Raw genomic sequence first — 22930 nt, forward strand, 5'->3', positions numbered from 1 at the left:
TGTGGTGTCACGAGAAAGCGAGATGTCATGGCGGACGAAGAGCGGCTGCGCGAGTACCTGACGCGGGTCGTCGCCGAACTTCAGCAGACCCGCCAACGGCTGCGCGAGGTCACCGCCGAGGAGTCCGAGCCGGTGGCGATCGTGGCGATGAGCTGCCGCTACCCGGGCGGCATCACCTCGCCCGAACAGCTGTGGGAGTTCGTCTCGTCCGGCGGGGACGCCATCGGCGACTTCCCCACCGACCGGGGCTGGGACCTGGAGCGGCTCTACCACGCCGACCCGGACAACGCCGGCACCTCGTACACCACCTCCGGTGGGTTCCTGCACGACGCGGGGCAGTTCGACGCCGTGCTGTTCGGCATCTCGCCGCGCGAGGCGGTCGCCATGGACCCGCAGCAGCGGCTGCTGCTGGAGGTCACCTGGGAGCTGTTCGAGCGGGCCGGCATCGCCCCGCTGTCGCTGCGGGGCAGCCGCTCCGGCGTCTTCGTCGGCACCTCCGGCCAGGACTACGCCGCCGTCCTGCACCGGGCCCCCGGCGTCGAGGGGTACGTGCTGACCGGCACCGCCGCCAGCGTCGTCTCCGGCCGGCTGGCGTACACGTTCGGGCTGGAGGGCCCCACGGTCACCGTGGACACCGCCTGCTCGTCGGCGTCCGTCGCCATCCACCTCGCCTGCCAGGCGCTGCGCCAGCGCGAGTGTGGCCTCGCCCTCGCCGGCGGGGCGACCGTGCTGGCCACCCCCGGCCCGTTCGTCGAGTTCTCCCGGCAGCGCGGCCTCGCCGCCGACGGCCGGTGCAAGTCGTTCGCCGCGTCCGCCGACGGCACCGGCTGGTCTGAGGGCGTCGGCATGCTGCTGCTGGAACGGCTCAGCGACGCCCGCCGCAACGGCCACCCCGTCGTCGGGATCATCCGCAGCTCCGCGGTCAACCAGGACGGGGCGTCCAACGGGCTCACCGCCCCCAACGGCCCGTCCCAGCAGCGGGTCATCCGGCAGGCCCTGGCCGGTGCGAGGCTCACCCCCGACCTGGTCGACGTGGTGGAGGCGCACGGCACGGGCACCACCCTCGGCGACCCGATCGAGGCCCAGGCCCTGCTCGCCACGTACGGCCGGGAGCGCGGCGACGCCGCGCCGCTGCTGCTCGGCTCGATCAAGTCCAACATCGGCCACACCCAGGCCGCCGCCGGCATCGCCGGGGTGATCAAGATGGTGCAGGCGATGCGGCACGGGATCGTGCCGGCCACCCTGCACGTCGACGAGCCCACCCCGCACGTGGACTGGGCCGCCGGCGCGGTCACCCTGGTCACCGAGGCCACGCCGTGGCCGGCCGTGGACCGGCCCCGCCGGGCCGCCGTGTCCTCCTTCGGCATGAGCGGCACCAACACCCACCTCATCCTCGAACAGCCCGAACCGGCCCGCGCCGAGGCCGCCCGGCCCGAACCGCCCGCGCCCGTACCGGTGCTGCTCACCGGCCGCACGCGCGCCGCGCTGCGCCGTCAGGCCGAGCGCTGGTCGCGGTCCGTCGCCGACGACGCGGACCTGCGCCCGGCCGACGTCGCCTGGACCTCGGTGGTCTCCCGCTCGCCCCTGGAACACCGGGCGGTCGTCCTCGCCGACGACTCCGCCGGGCTGCTCGCCGCCCTGCACGCCCTCGCCGAGGACCGGCCCGCCCCCGGCCTGGTCACCGGCGCCGCCGCCGAGCGCGGCGGGACCGCGTTCCTCTTCTCCGGCCAGGGCGCCCAGCGCGCGGGCGCGGGCCGGGAACTGTACGAGACGTACCCGGTCTTCGCCGAGGCGCTCGACGAGGTCTGCGCCCACCTCGACCACCGGCTGCCCCGGCCACTGAAGCCGCTGCTGCACGCCGAGCCCGGCACCGCCGAGGCCGCGCTGCTCGACCAGACCGTCTTCACCCAGGCCGCCCTGTTCGCCGTCGAGGTGGCGCTGCACCGGCTGCTCGGCTCCTGGGGGCTGGCCCCCGACCTGGTCGCCGGGCACTCCGTCGGCGAGCTGACCGCCGCCCACGTGGCCGGCGTGCTGACCCTCGACGACGCGTGCGCCCTCGTCGCCGCCCGGGGCCGGCTCATGCAGGCCCTGCCCGACGGCGGCGCGATGCTCGCCGTCGCCACCGACGAGGCCCGGGTCGCCGAGTCCATCGCCCACCTGACCGACCGGGTCGCCGTCGCCGCCGTCAACGGCCCCGGCTCCGTCGTCGTCTCCGGCGACGGCGCGGCCATCGACGAGCTGGCCGAACTCTGGGCCGGCCGGGGGGTGAAGGTGCGACGGCTGCGGGTCAGCCACGCGTTCCACAGTCCGCTGATGGAGCCGATGCTCGCCGAGTTCGCCGCCGTCGCCGCCAACCTCGACCTGCGCGCCCCCACCCTGCCGGTGGTCTCCAACCTGACCGGCGAGCTGGCCGACCCGGCGCAGCTCACCGACCCCGGGTACTGGGTGCGCCACGTCCGGGAGGCGGTCCGCTTCGCCGACGGCGTACGCACGCTGCGCGCCCACGGCGTCGGCACCTTCGTGGAGGTCGGCCCCGACGCCGTCCTCACCGCCAGCATCCAGGAGACCCTGGCCGGGACCGAGGCCGCCGAGGCCGCGCCCGCCGTGGTGGTGCCGGTGCTGCGCCGGGACCGCCCGGACCGCCGCGCCCTGCTCGCCGCCCTCGCCCAGCTCCACGTCGCCGGCACGCCGGTGCGCTGGGCGGACCTCTTCGCCGACCGGCCCGGCCGGCTCGTCGGCCTGCCCACGTACCCGTTCGAGCGGCAGCACTACTGGGTGCCGGCCGAGGCGCCCGCCGACGAGGTCACCCCCGGCGGAGCCGACGCGCTGGACCGGCGGTTCTGGGCGGCCGTCGAACGCGCCGACCTCGACGCGCTGCGGGACACCCTCGCCGTCACCGACTCCGCCGCCGCCGAGTCGCTGCGCACCCTGCTGCCCGTCCTCGCCGACTGGCGGCGGCAGCGGCAGGAGCACTCGGTGCTCGACGGCTGGCGGTACCGGGCCGACTGGCAGGTGACCGGCGAACCCGCTCCGGCCCGGCTGGCCGGCACCTGGCTGCTGGCGCTGCCCGCCGGCGGCGCCGACGACCCGGCGGCGCGGACCGTCCGGGCCGCGTTGACCGCTGCTGGCGCGGACGTGGTGGCGCTGGGCGTCGAGCCCGACGCCGACCGGGCCGACCTCGCGGCGTCCCTCGCCGGCACCGATCCCGCCGGCGTGGTCTCCCTGCTCGCCGCGGAGCCGCCCGCCGCCGACGGCACCGTCCTGCCCGGCCTGACCGCCACCCTCGCGCTCGTGCAGGCGCTCGGCGACGCCGGGCTGGACGCGCCGCTGTGGCTGGTCACCCGGGGCGCGGTCGCCGCCGCCTCGTACGACCGGCTCACCGACCCGGCCCAGGCCGCGATCTGGGGCCTCGGCCGGGTGGTCGGCGTCGAGGCCCCGCACCGCTGGGGCGGCCTGGTCGACCTGCCGCCGGAGCCCGACGACCGGAGCGCCACCCGGCTCGCCGCGGTCCTCACCGGATCGACCGGCGAGGACCAGCTCGCGGTACGCGGCCCCGGCGTCTTCGTCCGCCGCCTGGTCCGCGCCCCCCTCGGCGACCGCCCGCCGGCGCGCCGGTTCACGCCCACCGGCACCGCCCTGGTCACCGGCGGCACCGGCGGACTCGGCGCCCGCGCCGCCCGCTGGCTCGCCGCCGCCGGAGCCGAGCACGTCGTGCTGGTCAGCCGGCGCGGACCGGACGCCCCCGGCGCCGCCGAGCTGGAGGCCGAGCTGACCGGCCTCGGGACCCGGGTCACCGTCGCCGCCTGCGACATCGCCGACCGGGCCGCCCTCGCCGACCTGCTCGACCGGATCGAGGCCGACGGCCCGCCGGTGCGCACCGTCGTGCACACCGCCGGCATCGCGCAGGCCACCCCGCTGGCGGAGGTGACCCCCGCCGAGCTGGCCGAGGTGACCGTCGGCAAGACCGCCGGCGCCGCCCACCTCGCCGACCTCCTCGCCGACCGGGAACTGGACGCCTTCGTCGTCTACTCGTCCATCGCCGCCACCTGGGGCAGCGGCGGACAGGTCGGCTACGCGGCCGGCAACGCCTACCTGGACGCGCTGGTGCAGCGGCGGCGGGCCGACGGCCGGGCCGGCACCGCCATCGCCTGGGGGCCGTGGTCCGACGGCGGCATGCACGCGGCGGACGCCGAGCGGAACCTGCGCCGCCGGGGCCTGCCCGCCATGGACCCGACCGTGGCCATGGGCGCGTTGCGGCAGGCCCTCGACCACGACGACGTCACCGTGACGGTGGCCGACGTGGACTGGTCCCGGTTCGCCCCGGCGTACGCCTCCGCCCGCCGCCGGCCGCTGCTGGAGGGCGTACCGGAGGCGCGGGCCGCCCTCGACGGCGGTGTCGCGGTCGACGACGGCGACGAGGGCCCGGCGGCGACCCTGCGCCGGCGCCTCGCCGGGCTGGCCCCGGCGCGGCGGGAGGAGGCCGTCGCCGACCTGGTCCGGGAACTCGCCGCCGACGTGCTCGGCCACGACGGCGGGGCCGCGGCCATCCCGGCGACCACCGCGTTCCGTGACCTCGGCTTCGACTCGCTGACCGCGGTGGAGCTGCGCAACCGGCTCGTCGCCGCCACCGGGCAGGCGCTGCCCACCACGCTGGTCTTCGACCACCCCACCCCGGTCGTGCTGGCCCGGCTCCTGCTCACCGGCCTCTTCGGCGCCGACGCCGGGCCGGCCCCCGTCGCCGCCCCGGCCGCCGTGGACGACGACGAGCCGGTGGCCATCGTCGCCATGGCCTGCCGCTACCCCGGCGGCGTCGACGACCCCGAGCGGCTGTGGCGCCTCGTCGCCGACGGCGTCGACGCCATCGGTGACTTCCCGACCGACCGGGGCTGGGACCTCGACCGGCTCTACGACCCGGACCCGGCCAACCCCGGCACCACCTACGCCGACAAGGGCGGCTTCCTGCACGGGGCGGCGGAGTTCGACCCGGGCTTCTTCGGGATCTCGCCCCGCGAGGCCGCGGCCATGGATCCGCAGCAGCGGTTGTTGCTGGAGGTCTCGTGGGAGGCCGTCGAGCGGGCAGGGGTTGAGCCTGGGGTCCTACGGGGTTCGCGAACAGGGGTGTTCGTGGGCACGAATGGTCAGGACTATGGGGCCCTGCTCATGGCTGCGGGGGAGCAGGCCGAAGGGTTCGGGGCCACGGGCAACGCCGCCAGTGTGGTGTCGGGTCGGGTGGCGTACGCGTTGGGGTTGGAGGGGCCGGCGGTGTCGGTGGACACGGCGTGTTCGTCGTCGCTCGTGGCGTTGCACCTGGCGGTGCAGTCGCTGCGGCGCGGCGAGTGCGACCTCGCCCTCGCCGGCGGAGTCACGGTCATGGCCACCCCCGGCACCTTCTTCGAGTTCTCCCGGCAGCGCGGCCTGGCCGCCGACGGCCGGTGCAAGGCGTTCGCGGCGGCCGCCGACGGCACGGGCTGGGGCGAGGGCGTCGGCGTGCTGCTCGTGGAGCGGTTGTCCGACGCGCGGCGCAACGGGCACCGGGTCCTCGCGGTCGTACGCGGCTCGGCGGTCAACCAGGACGGCGCGTCGAACGGCCTGACCGCGCCGAACGGCCCGTCGCAGCAGCGGGTGATCCGGCACGCCCTCGCGGGTGCCCGACTCGGCGCGGCGGACGTGGACGTCGTGGAGGCGCACGGCACGGGCACGACGCTCGGCGACCCGATCGAGGCGCAGGCGCTGCTCGCCACCTACGGGCAGGGCCGCGACGGGCACGAGCCGCTGCTGCTCGGCTCGATCAAGTCGAACATCGGGCACACCCAGGCCGCCTCGGGCGTGGCGGGTGTGATCAAGATGGTGCTGGCGATGCGGGAGGGCGTGGTCCCGGCGACGCTGCACGTGGACGAGCCGTCCCCGCACATCGACTGGACCTCCGGCGCGGTGGAGTTGGCGACGGAGTCGCGGCCGTGGCCGGCGGTGGACCGCCCGCGTCGGGCGGCGGTGTCGTCGTTCGGCATGTCCGGCACGAATGCCCACGTGATCATCGAGCTGCCCGACGAGCCGGAGGCGATGGCCCCGGCGGTGTCCGGGCCGGGCCTGGTGGCGTCGGACGTCGTGGTGTGGCCGGTGTCGGCGCGCTCGAAGGGCGCGCTGTCCGGTCAGGCGGCCCGCCTGGCGGAGTTCGTGCGCGGGCGCGGCGAGGTCGATCCGGCTGCGGTTGGCTGGTCCCTGGCCACGACCCGGTCGGTGTTCGACCAGCGGGCCGCCGTGGTCGGGTCGACCGTCGAGGACCTGCTGGCGGGGCTGGACGCCCTGGCCTCCGGGGCGCCGGCCGGCAATGTCGTCGCCGGCACGGCCTTGTCGCACGGGGCGGGTGCGGTGTTCGTGTTCCCGGGTCAGGGTGCGCAGTCGGCGCGGATGGCCGCCGGCCTGGTGGGTCGTACGCCGGTGTTCGACGCGCGCCTGGCCGAGTGCCAGCGTGCCCTGGCCCCGTACCTGGACGTGGACCTCGTGTCGGTGCTGACCGGTGACGACGAGTCGTGGTTGGCGCGGGTCGAGGTCGTGCAGCCGGTGCTGTGGGCCGTCGGCGTCGCCCTCGCGGCGGTGTGGCAGCACGCCGGTGTCGCCCCGGCTGCGGTGATCGGTCACTCGCAGGGCGAGATCGGTGCCGCGTGCGTGGCCGGCATCCTGTCCCTGGAGGACGCGGCGAAGGCCGTGGCCCTGCGCTCCCGGGCGCTGACCGTGCTGCGCGGTACCGGCACCATGGCGTCGGTCGACCTCTCCGCCGACGCCGTCGCCGAGCGTCTGCCGGCCTTCCCCGGCGTCGGTGTCGCGGCGGTCAACGGCCCCTCCACCGTCGTGGTGTCGGGTCCGCCGCAGCCGGTCGCCGACCTCGTCGAGGCGTGCCAGGCCGACGGCGTGCGCGCCCGGCTGATCCCGGTGGACTACGCGTCGCACTCCGCCGCGGTGCAGGAGGTCGCGGAGCGGTTGCGCGCCGACCTGGCCGACGTGACCCCGCGGCAGGGGCACGTCCGGCTCGTCTCCACGCTGACCGGGGACTGGGTGGAGCCGTCCTCGATGACGGCGGACTACTGGTACGAGAACCTGCGGCAGACCGTGCAATTCGACGCGGCCGTGCGGGTGGCCGTTGCCGCCGGGCACACCACGTTCGTGGAGATCAGCCCGCATCCGGTGCTGACGATGCCGGTGACGGCGATCCTCGACGACACCGGCGCCACCGGCCACACCCTCGGCAGCCTGCGGCGCGGCGACGACGACGCGACGCGGCTGCTGACCAACCTCGCCACCGCCCACACCATCGGCCTGCCCGTCGACCTGACCACGGTCCTCGCCGAGACCGACGCCGTGGCGCTGCCCACGTACGCCTTCGAGCGGGGACGCTTCTGGCTGGAGGCGCCCGCGCACCGGGTGCACGACGTCGGTTCCGCCGGCCTCCAGGACGCCGACCACCCGCTGCTCAGCGCGGCCGTACCGGTCGCCGACGACCAGACGGTGGTGCTGACCGGGCGGCTGTCGGTGCGTACCCACCCGTGGCTGGCCGACCACGCCGTCGGCGGGGCGGTGATCGTCCCGGGCACCGGCGTGGTCGACATGGTGGTCCGGGCCGGCGACGAGGTCGACGCGGGCCAGGTGGGCGACCTGACCCTGATCAACCCGCTGGTGCTCGCGCCGGCCGGTGCGGTGCAGGTGCAGGTGCGCGTGGGCCCGCCCGGCGACACCGGCGAGCGGACCGTCACCGTGCACTCCCGCCCCGAGGAGAACGCCGACGCCGAGTGGACCCGGCACGCCGAGGGCCTGCTGCTGCCGCACCTGACCGCCCCGACGGTCGTACCGGGGCAGTGGCCGCCGGCCGACGCCGTCGAGGTCGACGCCGACCTGGACGCCTGGTACGCGGAGATGGCCGAGGGTGGCCTCGGCTACGGCCCCGCCTTCCGCGGCCTGCGCCGGGTGTGGCGCGGCGACGACGAGGTCTACGCCGAGGTGGCCCTCCCCGAGGAGGCGACCGCCGACGCGTCCCGGTTCGGGCTGCACCCGGCCCTGTTCGACGCGGCCCTCCAGGCCAGCGGGATCACCGCCCTGCTCGGCGACCCGGCGGACACCTCCGGAATGGGCTGGATGCCGTTCGCCTTCCGCTCGGTGGCCCTGCACGCCCACGGCGCCACCCGGCTGCGGGTACGGCTGCGGTCGCTCGGCCCGGACACGGTCGCCGTCACGCTCGCCGACACCGCCGGCCAGCCGGTCGCCACCGTCGGCTCGCTGACCTTCCGCCCGGTCGCCGCGGGCCGGGCCGACGAGGCCGCCGCCCTGCGCCGCACCTCGGTGTTCCACCTGGACTGGACGCCGCTGCCGCGCACCGACGCGGTGGCGGGGGACGCCCGCTGGGCGCTGCTCGGCGACGACACCCCCGGCCTCGCCGGGGCGCTCACCGCCGCCGGGCACCCGACGCGGGTCCACGCCGACCTGGCGGCGCTGGTCGCGGCGATCGAGGAGTCCGGGGACGTACCCGACGTGGTGCTGGACCTGCGCTCCGGCGCGGAGCCGGACCCGGAGCGGGCCGACGCGGCCGCGCACGACGCGGCCCGCGCCGCGCTCGCGCTGGTGCAGCAGTGGTTGGGCGAGCCCCGGCTGGAGCGGGCCCGGCTGGTCCTGCACACCCGGGGCGCGGTCGGCGCCGCTCCCGGCGAGGCCCCGCGCGACCTGGCCCGGGCGAGCCTGTGGGGGCTGGTGCGCTCCGCGCAGTCCGAGCACCCCGGCCGGTTCACGCTGCTCGACACCGACGACGCCGCCGCCTCCCTGGCGGCCGTCCCGGCGGCCGTCGCCTCCGGCGAGCCGCAGCTCGCGGTCCGCGACGGCGCGCCGCTGGTGCCCCGGCTGGCCCGGGCGCGCGACGCCGCGGTGCTGTCGCCGCCCGCTGACGAGGTGCCGTGGCGCCTCGACGTCACCGAACAGGGCACGCTGGAGAACCTGGCCCTGCTGCCCGCCCCCGAGGTGGCCGGGGACCTGCCGGCCGGCCACGTCCTGGTCGGGATGCGCGCCTCCGGGCTGAACTTCCGGGACGTGGTGCTGGCCCTCGGCATGGTGCCCGACCAGGAGGTGCTGGGCAACGAGGGCGCGGGCGTGGTGCTCGGCGTGGGAGCGGGGGTCACCGACCTCGCCCCCGGCGACCGGGTGATGGGCATCTTCTCCGGCTCGTTCTCCTCGGCCGCGGTCACCGACCGCAGGCTGCTCACCCGCATCCCCGACGGCTGGTCGTACACCGACGCCGCCGCCGTGCCCGTGGTCTTCCTGACCGCCTGGTACGGCCTGGTGGAGCTGGCCCGGCTGCGCGCCGGGGAGTCCGCGCTCATCCACGCGGCGGCCGGCGGCGTCGGCATGGCCGCCGTGCAGATCGCCCGCCACCTCGGCGCGGAGGTCTACGGCACGGCCAGCCCCGGCAAGTGGCCGGCGCTGCGCGCCACCGGCTTCGACGACGCGCACCTCGCCTCCTCCCGCAGCCTCGACTTCGTCGAGGAGTTCGCCCACCGCACCGGCGGGCGGGGCGTCGACGTGGTGCTCAACGCGCTCAGCGGCGAGTTCGTGGACGCGTCGCTGCGGCTGCTCGCCGACGGCGGCCGGTTCGTCGAGATGGGCAAGACCGACAAGCGGGACCCGCGGCTCGTCGCCGGCGAGCACCCGGGTGTCAGCTACCAGGTCTTCGACCTGATCGAGGCCGGCCCGGAGAAGATCGGCGCGATGCTGGGCGAGCTGATGGCGCTCTTCGCCAGCGGGGCGCTGCGGCCGCTGCCCCGGCGTACGTGGGACGTCCGGCGCGCCCCCGAGGCGTTCCGCTTCCTCAGCCAGGCCCGGCACGTCGGCAAGCTCGCCCTGAGCATCCCGCAGGTGCCCCGCCTCGACGGCACGGTCCTGGTCTCCGGGGCGACCGGCACCCTCGGCGCGCTGCTCTGCCGACACCTGGTCACCGCGCACGACGCCCGGCAGCTGCTCCTGGTCAGCCGGCGCGGCCCGGACGCCGAGGGCGCCGACGAGCTGCTCGCCGACCTCAAGGCGCTCGGCGCGGACGTGTCGATCGTCGCCGCCGACCTGGCCGACCCGGACGCCGTGGCGGACGTGCTGTCCATGGTGGACCGGCGGCGTCCGCTGCGCGCGGTCGTGCACGCCGCCGGCGTCCTCGACGACGCCACCGTCGAGTCGCTCACCCCGGACCGCCTCGACGCGGTGCTGCGACCGAAGGTCGACGTGGCCTGGAACCTGCACCGGGCCACCCTCGGGCACGAGCTGACGGCGTTCGTGCTCTTCTCCGCCGCCGCCGGCGTCTTCGGCGGTCCCGGCCAGGGCAACTACGCCGCCGGCAACGCCTTCCTCGACGCCCTCGCCGAGCACCGGCGGGCCCTCGGCCTGCCGGCGGTCTCGCTGGCCTGGGGCCGCTGGGCCCAGGCCAGCGGCATGACGGGGCACCTCGACTCGGCCGACATCCGCCGGCTCGACCGGGGCGGCATGGCCGCGCTGTCGAACGACGAGGGCCTCGCCCTGTTCGACGCGGCCTGGCGCTCGGAGCGGGCGACGCTGATGCCGGCCAAGATCATCACCGGGGTGGCCGCGCCCGGGGCGCCGGTCCACCCGCTGCTGGCGAACCTGGTCCGTCCCGCCGGCCGCCGGGCCGCGGCCGGCGAGGTGGCCGACGGGCAGGCGTACGCCGAGACGCTGCGCGGCCTGCCCGACGACAAGCGGGTACGCGTCCTGCGCGACCTGGTGCTGTCGCACGTGGCGGTCGTCCTCGGCCACGGCGACCCGGCCGGCATCGAGCCGACCCGCGCGTTCCGGGAACTCGGCTTCGACTCGCTCACCGCGGTCGAGCTGCGCAACCGGCTCGGCGCGGCCACCGGGCTGCGGCTGCCGGCGACGCTGGTCTTCGACAACCCGACGCCCGCGGCGCTCGCCGCCCACCTGGCCGGACAGTTCGCCCCGGCGACCCCGGCGGGCGGGACGTCGACGGCGGGCCGGGAGCTCGACCGGCTGGAGGCGGCGCTCGTCGGGCTCGACCCGACCGACGACGAGTTCCGCCGGATCACCGACCGGCTGCACGGCCTGCTGGACCGGCTGACCGAGCGGCAGGCGGACGCGGACGGCGACGACGACCTGGAGTCGGCCACCGCCGAGAACATCTTCGACCTGATCGACCGCGAGCTGGAGACGTCGTGACCACCAGCCGCAACGACATCGGCATGCCGAGTGAGGTAGGTCCACGGTGAGCAACGAGGACGAGAAGTACGTCGAGTACCTGAAGCGTACGACCTCGGAGCTGCGGCGTACCCGGCGGCGGCTGCGCGAGCTGGAGACCCGGGACTCCGAGCCCATCGCCATCGTGGCGATGAGCTGCCGCTACCCGGGCGGGGTCGACAGCCCCGAGGCGCTGTGGCAGCTCGTCCGCGACGGCGGCGACGGCATCGGGCCGTTCCCCGCCGACCGGGGCTGGGACCTGGACCGCCTCTTCCACCCCGACCCCGACCACCCGGGCACCAGCTACGTGACCGAGGGCGGCTTCGTCTACTCCGCCGCCGACTTCGACGCCGACCTGTTCGGCATCTCGCCCCGCGAGGCCGTCGCCATGGACCCGCAGCAGCGGCTGCTGCTGGAGACCTCCTGGGAGGCGTTCGAGCGGGCCGGGCTGCCCCTGCCGGCGGTCCGGGGCAGCCGCACCGGCGTCTTCGTCGGGGCGTCGTCGCACGGCTACGACGGCATGATGGCGCAGGCCGAGAACGGCGAGGGTCACCTGCTCACCGGCAACGCCACCAGCGTCATCTCCGGCCGCGTCGCGTACACCCTCGGGCTGGAGGGGCCGGCGGTCACCGTCGACACCGCCTGCTCGTCCTCGCTGGTCGCCATCCACCTGGCCGCGCAGGCCCTGCGCAACGGCGACTGCGAGCTGGCGCTGGCCGGCGGCGTGACGGTGATGCCCACCCCGGCGGTCTTCGTCGGCTTCAGCCGGCAGCGCGGCCTCGCCGCCGACGGCCGGTGCAAGGCGTTCGCCGCCGGCGCGGACGGCACCTCCTGGTCCGAGGGCATCGGCATGCTGCTGCTCACCCGACTCTCCGACGCGCAGCGGCACGGATACCCGGTGCTCGCCGTGGTGCGGGGCAGCGCGGTCAACCAGGACGGCGCGTCCAACGGGCTCAGCGCCCCGCACGGCCCCTCCCAGGTCCGCGTCATCCGCCAGGCCCTGGCCAACGCCCGGCTCACCCCCGAGCAGGTGGACGTCGTCGAGGCGCACGGCACGGGCACCCGGCTCGGCGACCCGATCGAGGCGCAGGCGCTGCTGGCCACGTACGGGCAGGACCGCGACGACGCCGCGCCGCTGCTGCTCGGGTCGGTCAAGTCGAACATCGGCCACACCCAGGCCGCCGCCGGCGTGGCCGGCGTGATCAAGATGGTGATGGCGATGCGGCAGGGCGTCGTGCCGCCCACCCTGCACGTCGACGAGCCGTCCCCGCACATCGACTGGACCGCCGGGGCGGTCACCCTCGCCACCGCCGCCACCCCGTGGCCCGCCGTGGACCGGCCGCGCCGGGCCGCGGTGTCGTCGTTCGGGGTGTCCGGCACCAACGCGCACACCATCATCGAGCAGGCCCCGGCCGAGGCCGAGGCCGAGGCGACCGCGACGGCGCGGCGCCCGGTGGCCCCCGTGCTGCTCTCCGCCCGCTCCGAGGCCGCCCTCGCCGCCCAGGCCGGCCGCTGGGCCGCCCGGTTCGCCGCCGACGACACCCTGCGCCCCCTCGACGTGGCCTTCTCGTCGGTCACCTCCCGCTCCACCCTGGACCGCCGCGCCGTGGTCTCCGCGACCGACCGCGACGACCTGCTCGCCGGGCTGCGCGCCCTCGCCGCCGGGGAACCGGCCGGCACCGTCGTCGCCGGCGCCGGGTCGCCGCGCGGTCAGCTCGCGATCCTCTTCTCCGGCCAGGGCGCGCAGCGCGCCGGCATGGGCCGGGAGCTGTACGCCGAGTTCCCCGTCTTCGCCGCCGCACTCGACGAGGCGTGCGGACACCTGGACCGGGCCCTGCCGCGCCCCCTGCGCGAGGTGCTCTTCGCCGCCGAGGGCTCGGCCGAGGCCGAGCTGCTGGACGAGACGGTGTTCACGCAGGCCGGCCTGTTCGCCGTCGAGGTGGCGCTGTTCCGGCTGGTGGAGTCCTTCGGGATCGTCCCCGACCTGGTCGCCGGCCACTCGATCGGCGAGGTCACGGCCGCGTACGTGGCCGGGGTGCTGTCCCTGGAGCACGCCGCCGCGTTGGTGGCGGCGCGGGGCCGGCTGATGCAGGCGCTGCCCACCGGCGGCGGCATGCTCGCCGTCGCGGCCGCCGAGGCCGACGTCCTCGCCACGCTGGACGGCCTGGCCGACCGGGCGGGGATCGCGGCCGTGAACGGGCCGTCGTCGGTCGTCGTCTCCGGCGCCGTCGATGCCCTGGACGAGGTGGAGCGCGTCTGGCGGGAGCGCGGGGTGCGCACCCGCCGGCTGGCGGTCAGCCACGCGTTCCACAGCCCGCTGATGGAGCCGATGCTCGCGAGGTTCCGCGCGGTGCTCGGCAAGCTGACCTTCGCCGCGCCGGCGCTGCCGATCGTGTCGAACGTGACCGGGGCGCTCGCCGACGCCGAGGAGATCCGTACGGCCGACTACTGGGTGCGGCACGTGCGGGAGGCGGTCCGGTACGCCGACGGGGTGGCCGCGTTGCGGGCCGCGGGCGTGGACACGTTCCTGGAGGTCGGCCCGCAGAGCGTGCTGACCGCGATGGCGGCCGACATCCTGCCCGGCGACGACGCCGCGCTGAGCGTCGCCGTGCAGCGCAAGGACCGGCCCGAGGCGCAGGGGTTGCTGGCCGGGTTGGCCGAGCTGCACGTGCACGGGGTGGCGGTGGACTGGCAGCCGTGGTTCGCCGACACCGGCGCGCGGCGGGTGGACCTGCCCACGTACGCCTTCCAGCACCAGCGCTACTGGCCCGAGGTCGGCGGCACCGCCGGACCGACCGCGCCGACCGACACCGCCGAGGGGGACTTCTGGGCGGCGGTGGAGCGCGGCGACCTGACCGAGGTCGCCGCCCATTTGGCCGTGCAGGACGACCCCGCGGCGGTCGAGGCCCTCGCCCCGGCCGTGCCGGTGCTGTCGTCGTGGCGGCGCGCCCGGCACCGCGACGCCGTGGTGGACGGCTGGGCGTACCGGGTCGACTGGGAGCCCGTCCGCCCCGCCGCCGCGCCGGCGCTGACCGGCCGCTGGCTGGTCGTCACCGCCGACGCCGACGACGCCGGGGTGGCCGGGACGCTGACCGGCGCGGGCGCCCACGTCGACACCCTCACCGCCGCCCCGGGCGTCGGCCGCGCGGAGCTGGCCGAGCTGCTGCGCGACCACGGCGACCAGGGCTGGACCGGGGTGCTCTGCGTGCTGCCCGCGCACGACCGGGCACTGCCGGACGCCCCGGCCGTCTCCACCGGCGCCGCGCTGCTGCTCACCCTCACCCAGGCGCTCGCCGACGCCAACCTGCCCGGCCGGCTCTGGTGCCTCACCCGGGGCGCCGTCCGCGTCGGAGGCGGCGAGACCCTCGCCGACCCGTGGCCCGCCCTGGCCTGGGGCCTGGGCCGGGTCGTCGCCCTCGAACAGCCGGACCGCTGGGGCGGCCTGGTCGACCTGCCCGCCCGCGTCGACCGGAGCGCCGGGGACGCGCTGCTCGCCGTCCTCGCCGACAGCGGCCACGACCAGGTGGCGATCCGCCCGCAGGGGATCCTCGGCCGGCGGCTGGTGCCGGCCGCGCCGCCCGCCGGGTCGGGCTGGCGGCCCGCCGGGACGGTGCTGGTGACCGGCGGTACGGGTGCGTTGGGTCGGCACGTGGCCCGTTGGTTGTTGGCCAACGGGGCGGCCGAGGTGGTGCTCGCCTCGCGGCGTGGCTCGGCGGCGCCGGGCGCGGCGGAGCTGATCGACGAGTTGGGTGCGGTGCGGGTGGTGGCGTGCGACGTCACCGACCGGGCCGCGGTCAACGCGCTGGTCGCCGGCCTGCCGGGGCTGACCGCCGTCGTGCACACCGCCGGCGTGGTCGACGACGGCGTGCTCGACGGGCTCGACCTGGCCCGGATGCAGACCGTCCTCGACGGCAAGGTCCGCGCCGCCCGGGTGCTGCACGAGGCCACCGCCGACCGCGACCTCGACGCGTTCGTGCTCTTCTCCTCCCTCGCCGGGGTCATCGGCAGCGCCGGACAGGGCAACTACGCGGCGGCCAACGCGTACCTCGACGCGTTCGCGGCCTGGCGGCGCGACCAGGGCCTGCCAGCGACCGCCATCGCCTGGGGCGCCTGGTCCGAGGACGGCATGGCCGCGGCGCTGACCGCCCGGCTCGCCCGGGGCGGAGTCAACGCGCTCCCCGTCGCCGAGGCCGTCACCGCCCTCGGCCGGCTGGTCAACACCGCCGAGCCGGCGGTCACCGTCGCCGACGTCGACTGGGGACGCCTCGCCGCCTCCTGGGGCCGGCCGACGCCGCTGATCGCCGCCCTGCCCGGGGTGCCCGCCGTGCCCACCGGCCCCGCCCGGGCCGTGGTGGTCGGCCGGTCCCTGCCGCAGCTCGCGGACCTCGTGCGCACCCAGGCCGCCGTCGTGCTCGGCTACCCGGCCGGCCAGCCGCTGCCCGACCGCACCTTCCGCGACCTCGGCTTCGACTCGCTCACCGCCGTCGAGCTGCGCAACCGGCTGACCGCCGAGACCGGCATGACGCTGCCCGCCACGCTGGTCTTCGACCACCCCACGGTCGCCGAACTCGCCGCCCACCTGCACGGCCTCACCGCCGGGCACACCACCAGCGAGGTGGTCGCCGACGGCACGGGCCGCGACCGCGAGCCGATCGCCATCGTCGCGATGAGCTGCCGCTTCCCCGGCGGGGTCGCCTCGCCCGAGCAGCTCTGGGACCTCGTCGCCACCGGCACCGACGCGATGAGCCTGATGCCCGGCGAGCGCGGCTGGAACCTCGCCGAGCTGTACCACCCCGACCCCGAGCACCTCGGCACCAGCTACGTCCGCGAGGGCGGCTTCGTCGCCGGGGCCGGCGAGTTCGACCCGGCCTTCTTCGGCATCAGCCCCCGCGAGGCCCTCGCCATGGACCCCCAGCAGCGGCTGCTGCTGGAGGCCACCTGGGAGGCGTTCGAGCGGGCCCGGATCGACCCGACCGCGCTGCGCGGCAGCCGCACCGGCGTGTACGTCGGCACCAACGGCCAGGACTACGGCTCGCTGCTGATGGCCGCCGGGGACGTCGACGAGAACTACCTCGCCACCGGCACCTCCGCCAGCGTCATCTCCGGTCGGCTGGCGTACACCTTCGGGCTGCACGGCCCGGCGGTCACCGTCGACACCGCCTGCTCGTCGTCGCTGGTCGCGATGCACCTCGCCGCGCAGGCCCTCCAGGCGGGGGAGTGCGACCTCGCCCTGGCCGGCGGCGCCACCGTGATGGCCACCCCCGGCATCTTCGTCGGCTTCTCCCGCCAGCGCGGCCTCGCCGCCGACGGCCGGTGCAAGCCGTTCGCCGGGGCCGCCGACGGCACGGGCTGGGGCGAGGGCGTCGGCCTGCTGGTGCTCCAGCGGCTCTCCGACGCGCGCCGCGACGGCAACCCCATCCTCGCCGTGCTGCGCGGCAGCGCCGTCAACCAGGACGGCGCCTCCAACGGCCTCACCGCCCCCAACGGCCCCGCCCAGCAGCGGGTGATCCGGCAGGCCCTCGCCAACGCCGGACTCACCGCCGACCAGGTGGACGCCGTCGAGGCGCACGGCACCGGCACCACCCTCGGCGACCCCATCGAGGCGCAGGCGCTGCTGGCCACCTACGGCCAGGACCGTCCCGCCGACCGGCCGCTGTGGCTGGGCTCGATCAAGTCGAACATCGGGCACACCCAGGCCGCCGCCGGCGTCGCCGGGGTGATGAAGATGGTCCTGGCCATGCGGCACGGGGTGCTGCCGCCCACCCTGCACGTGGACGAGCCCACCCCGCACGTCGACTGGAGCGCCGGCAGCGTCGAGCTGCTCACCGCCGCCCGCCCGTGGGAGCCGGCCGACGGCGTACGCCGCGCCGCCGTGTCCTCGTTCGGCATCAGCGGCACCAACGTGCACACCATCCTCGAACAGGCCCCCGCCGAGGAGCCCGAGCCCGAGCCGGCGGCCGACGGGCCGACCGGGGAGCTGCCCTGGGTGCTCTCCGGGCGCACCGTCGACGCCCTCACCGCCCGCACCCGGGACCTGCTCGACCACCTCGAGACGGTCGACGACGGCGAACTCGCCGACGTCAGCTGGTCGCTGGCCGCCACCCGCGCGTCCCACGACCACCGGGCCGTCGTCTTCGCCGCCGACCGCGACGACCTGACCGCGGCCCTCGACGCGCTCGTCGCCGGCCGCCCCACCGCGCAGACCGTCACCCGCGCCCCCGGCACCCCGGGCGAGGTCGCCTTCGTCTTCCCCGGCCAGGGCTCCCAGTGGGTCGGCATGGCCGCGGAACTCCTCGACACCGCCCCGGTCTTCGCGGAGAAGTTCGCCGCCTGCGCCGAGGCGCTGCGCCCGTACGTCGACTGGTCGCCGACCGACGTGGTGCGCGGCGCGCCGGACGCCCCGTCGCTGGAGCGGGTCGACGTCGTGCAGCCCACCCTGTTCGCGGTCAGCGTCTCGCTCGCCGCGCTCTGGGCGTCGTACGGGGTGCGCCCCTCCGCCGTCGTCGGCCACTCGCAGGGCGAGATCGCCGCCGCGTACGTCGCCGGGGGCCTCACCCTGGACGACGCGGCGGCCGTGGTCGCGCTGCGCAGCCGGATCATCGCCGGCATCGCCGGGGACGGCGGCATGGTCTCGGTCGCCACCACCGCCGACGAGGCCACGCAGACGATCGCCCGCTGGGCCGGCCGGATCGCCCTGGCCGCCGTCAACGGACCCACCTCGGTCGTGGTCTCCGGCGACAGCGCCGCCCTCGACGAGCTGGTCGCCCACTACGAGGCCCGCGAGGTGCGGGTGCGCCGCGTCCCGGTGGACTACGCCTCCCACTCCGCCCACGTCGAGCAGCTGCGCGAGCAGCTCCTGGAACTGCTCGCCGGGCTGCGGCCCCGCACCGGCGAGGTCCGGTTCCGGTCCACTGTGGAGGGGGACTGGCTCGACACCGCCGCCCTCGACGCCGACTACTGGTACCGCAACCTGCGGCAGACCGTCCGCTTCGACGACGCGGTGCGCAGCCTCGTCGCCGCCGGCTACCAGACCTTCGTCGAGGTCAGCGCCCACCCGGTGTTGACCATGGCCGTGCAGGAGAGCGTCGAGCTGGCCGCCGCCGACCCGGACGCGGTCACCGTCACCGGCAGCCTCCGCCGCGGCGAGGGTGGCCTCGGCCGCTTCCTCCGCGCCCTCGCCGAGGTCTGGACCGGGGGCACGCCGGTGGACTGGCGGCCCGCGTTCACCGGCCTCGCCGGCCGCCGCCGCGACCTGCCCACGTACCCGTTCCAGCGGCAGCTCTACTGGCCGCAGCCGTCCGCCACCCCCGCCCCGGCCGCCGGCGTCACCGGTCCCGTGGCCGACGACGAGGTCGACGCCCGGTTCTGGGCGGCTGTCGAGGCGGAGGACCTGACCGCGCTCACCGCCGAACTCGCCGGCGCGACCGAGTCGGAGCCCGTGCCGGACGCGGCGTTCGCCGACGTGCTGCCGGTCCTCGCCGCCTGGCGCCGCCGGCACCGCGACCAGGCCACCGTGGACTCCTGGCGGTACCGGGACAGCTGGACGCCGATCGCCCCCGACGCCGCCGGCGAGCCCGCCGTCACCGGCACCTGGTGGCTGGTCACCGGCCCCGACGACACCGGCGCGGCCGAGGCCGCCTTCTGCACCGAGGCGTTGCGGCGGCACGGCGGCACCGTCGTACCGCTGGTGCTGGACGCCGACCGCACGGACCGCGCGGCGCTCGCCGCCCGGCTGCGCGACCTCGCCGACGGCGGCGCGCCGCCCGCCGGGATCCTGTCGCTGCTGCCGCTCGACGAGACGCCCGCCCCGGCGCACCCGTCGGTGCCGGTCGGCTTCGCCGGCACCGTGACCCTCGTGCAGGCACTCGGCGACGCCGGCGTGCGCGCACCGCTGTGGTGCCTCACCCGGGGGGCCGTCGCCACCGGCCCGGCCGACCCGCTGCCGCACCCGCTCCAGCAGCTCACCTGGGGCTTCGGCCGGGTCGCCGCACTCGAGCACCCGGACCGCTGGGGCGGCCTCGTGGACCTCCCCGACGAGCTCGACGACGCGGCCGGCCGCCGGCTGGTCCGCGTCCTCGCCGGCACCGACGGGGAGGACCAGGTCGCGCTGCGGTGGGCCGGCGCGTTCGGCCGGCGACTGCTGCACGCCCCGCTCGGCGACGCCCCCGCCCCGCGCGCCTGGCGGCCCTCCGGCACCGCCCTGGTCACCGGCGGCACCGGCGCGCTCGGCGGACACATGGCCCGCTGGCTCGCCGCCAACGGCGCCGCGCACCTGGTGCTGGTCAGCCGGCGCGGCCGGCAGGCCGAGGGCATCGCCGACCTCGAGGCCGAGCTGGTCGGACTGGGCGCCCGGGTGACCGTCGCCGCCTGCGACGCGGCCGACCGGTCGGCGCTCGCCGCCGTCCTCGCCGACCTGCCGCCCGAGCACCCGCTGACCACCGTCGTGCACACCGCCGCCGTCCTCGACGACTCGGTGATCAATTCGTTGACCCTCGACCAGGTCGACTACGCGCTCAGCGCGAAGGTCACCGCGGCCCTGAACCTGCACGAGCTGACCCGCGAGCTGGACCTCGACGCGTTCATCCTGTTCTCCTCGATGGCCGGCACCGTCGGCAGCTCCGGCGTGGGCAACTACGCCCCCGGCAACGCGTTCCTCAACGCCCTCGCCGAGCACCGGCGGGCCCTCGGCCTGCCCGCCACCTCGATCGGCTGGGGCGCCTGGGGCGGCGGCGGCATGGCCGACGGCGAGTTCGGCCAGATGCTGCACCGCCACGGTGCGCCCGAGATGCCCCCGCGGCTCGCCGTCGCGGCCCTGCACCAGGCCGTCGAGCACGACGAGACGTTCCTGACCATCTCGAACATCGCCTGGGACCGGTTCTTCGTCGCCTTCACCGCCACCCGACCCGGCCCGCTGATCTCGGAGATCCCCGAGGCGCAGCGGTTGCAGGCCACCAAGGGCCTGGCCGAGACGAAGCAGACCGAGGAGGCCGGCCCGGCCGGGACGTTCACCCGGATGAGCGCCGCCGAGCGCCAGCAGGCGCTGCTCGACCTGGTCCGCGACCAGGCGGCCACGGTCCTCAAGTACGCCGACGGCCAGGCCGTCGACCCGCACCACGCGTTCCGCGACCTCGGCTTCGACTCGGTGACGGCGGTGGAGCTGCGCAACCGGCTCGCCACCGCCACCTCGCTGCGGCTGCCGGTGACCCTGGTCTTCGACTACCCGTCGCCGACCGCGCTCGCCCGGCACCTGCACGAGGAACTCGGCGGGGAGGCCGCCGTGGCGGCGGAGACCGCCCCGGTGACGCTCGGCGACGACGAGCCGGTGGCCATCGTCGCCATGTCCTGCCGCTTCCCCGGCGGGGCGCACGACCCCGAGCGGTTCTGGCAGATGCTGCACGCCGGCCGCGACGCCGTGTCCGACCTACCCGGCGATCGGGGTTGGGACGTCGAGCGGCTCTACGACCCCGACCCCTATTCCACCGGCACCTCCTACGTCCGCAGTGGCGCCTTCCTCTACGAGGCGGCGGAGTTTGATGCCGGTTTCTTCGGGATTTCGCCCCGCGAGGCGTTGGCCATGGATCCGCAGCAGCGGTTGTTGCTCGAGGTTTCGTGGGAGGCGGTCGAGCGGGCAGGGGTTGAGCCTGGGGTCTTGCGGGGTTCGCGAACAGGGGTGTTCGTGGGCACCAATGGTCAGGACTATGGGGCCCTGCTGATGGTGGCGGGGGACGAGGTGGAGGGCTTCGCGGGGACGGGCAACGCCGCGAGTGTGGTGTCGGGTCGGGTGGCGTACGCGTTGGGGTTGGAGGGGCCGGCGGTGTCGGTGGACACGGCGTGTTCGTCGTCGTTGGTGGCGTTGCACCTGGCGGTGCAGTCGCTGCGGCGCGGCGAGTGCGACCTCGCCCTCGCCGGTGGCGTGACCGTGATGTCGACGCCCGGGCTGTTCGTGGAGTTCTCGCGGCAGCGGGGCCTGGCCGCCGACGGCCGGTGCAAGGCGTTCGCGGCCGGTGCGGACGGCACGGGCTGGGGCGAGGGCGTCGGCATGCTGCTGGTGGAGCGGCTGTCGGACGCGCGGCGCAACGGTCACGAGGTGTTGGCGATCGTGCGGGGGAGCGCGGTCAACCAGGACGGCGCGTCGAACGGCCTGACGGCGCCGAACGGGCCGTCGCAGCAGCGGGTGATCCGGCAGGCGCTGGCGTCGGCGCGGTTGTCCACCGCCGACGTGGACGTGGTGGAGGCGCACGGCACCGGCACCACGCTCGGCGACCCGATCGAGGCGCAGGCCCTGCTGGCGACGTACGGGCAGGAGCGCGACGAGCCGCTGTTGCTGGGCTCCGTGAAGTCGAACATCGGCCACACCCAGGCCGCCGCCGGCGTCGCCGGCGTGATCAAGATGGTGCTGGCGATGCGGGAGGGCGTGGTCCCGGCGACGCTGCACGTGGACGAGCCGTCCCCGCACATCGACTGGACCTCCGGCGCGGTCGAGTTGGCGATCGAGTCGCGGCCGTGGCCGGCGGTGGAGCGGCCGCGTCGCGCGGCGGTGTCGTCGTTCGGCATCTCCGGCACCAACGCGCACGTCATCATCGAGCTGCCCGAGGACCTGCCCGCCGAGAGCGCGGCTCCCGACGCCGAGACCGGCGCGGGCCGGGGCCCGGGCCTGGTGGCCGCCGACGTCGTCGTCTGGTCGGTGTCGGCGCGCTCGAAGGCCGGCCTGGCCGGTCAGGCCGCCCGCCTGGCCCGGCACGTCCGCGAGCGCGGCGAGGTCGATCCGGCGGCGGTGGGCTGGTCCCTGGCCACCACCCGGTCGACGTTCGACCAGCGGGCCGCCGTGGTCGGGTCGACTGCCGAGGACCTGCTGGCCGGGCTGGACGCCCTGTCCGCCGGCATGCCGGCGGGGAACCTCGTCACGGGCGCGGTCTCCGGGACCGGCGCGGGTGCGGTGTTCGTGTTCCCGGGTCAGGGTGCGCAGTCGGCGCGGATGGCCGCCGGCCTGGTGGGTCGTACGCCGGTGTTCGACGCGCGGCTGGCCGAGTGCCAGCGTGCCCTGGCCCCGTACCTGGACGTGGACCTCGTGTCGGTGCTGACCGGGGATGACGAGTCGTGGTTGGCGCGGGTCGAGGTCGTGCAGCCGGTGCTGTGGGCCGTCGGCATCGCCCTCGCGGCGGTGTGGCAGCACGCCGGTGTCGCTCCGGCCGCGGTGATCGGTCACTCGCAGGGCGAGATCGGCGCCGCGTGCGTCGCCGGCATCCTCAGCCTGGAGGACGCGGCGAAGGCCGTGGCCCTGCGCTCGCGGGCCCTGACCGTGCTGCGGGGCACCGGCACGATGGCCTCGGTCGACCTGTCCGCCGAGGCGGTGACCGCCCGTCTCGCGGCGTTCCCCGGGGTGGGGGTGGCGGCCGTCAACGGCCCCACCACCGTCGTGGTGTCCGGGCCGCCGCAGCCGGTCGCCGACCTGGTCGAGGCGTGCCAGGCCGACGGCGTGCGCGCCCGGTTGATCCCGGTGGACTACGCGTCGCACTCGGCGGCGGTGCAGGAGGTCGCGGAGCGGTTGCGCGCCGACCTGGCCGACGTGACCCCGCGGCAGGGGCACGTCCGGCTCGTCTCGACGTTGACCGGGGACTGGGTGGAGCCGTCCTCGATGACGGCGGACTACTGGTACGAGAACCTGCGGCAGACCGTGCGGTTCGACGCGGCCGTGCGGGTG

The 22930-nt window shown here is 76.5% G+C and carries 2 protein-coding genes; both read left to right on the forward strand.

The genetic code is table 11. The features are described from left to right. Window positions 1-27: 27 nt before the first annotated feature. On the forward strand, window positions 28-11211 hold the full coding sequence (locus AB0G08_RS23210) for a type I polyketide synthase (protein ID WP_358091395.1): 11184 nt from the start codon (window positions 28-30) through the stop codon (window positions 11209-11211). A 46-nt stretch (window positions 11212-11257) separates the two neighbouring features. Continuing rightward, window positions 11258-22930, forward strand: an 11673-nt coding sequence (locus AB0G08_RS23215) for a type I polyketide synthase (protein WP_358091397.1), incomplete at its 3' end; no start/stop codon positions are given.

The sequence above is a fragment of the Micromonospora sp. NPDC023644 genome, from assembly GCF_040640115.1.
Taxonomy (GTDB): Bacteria; Actinomycetota; Actinomycetes; order Mycobacteriales; family Micromonosporaceae; genus Micromonospora.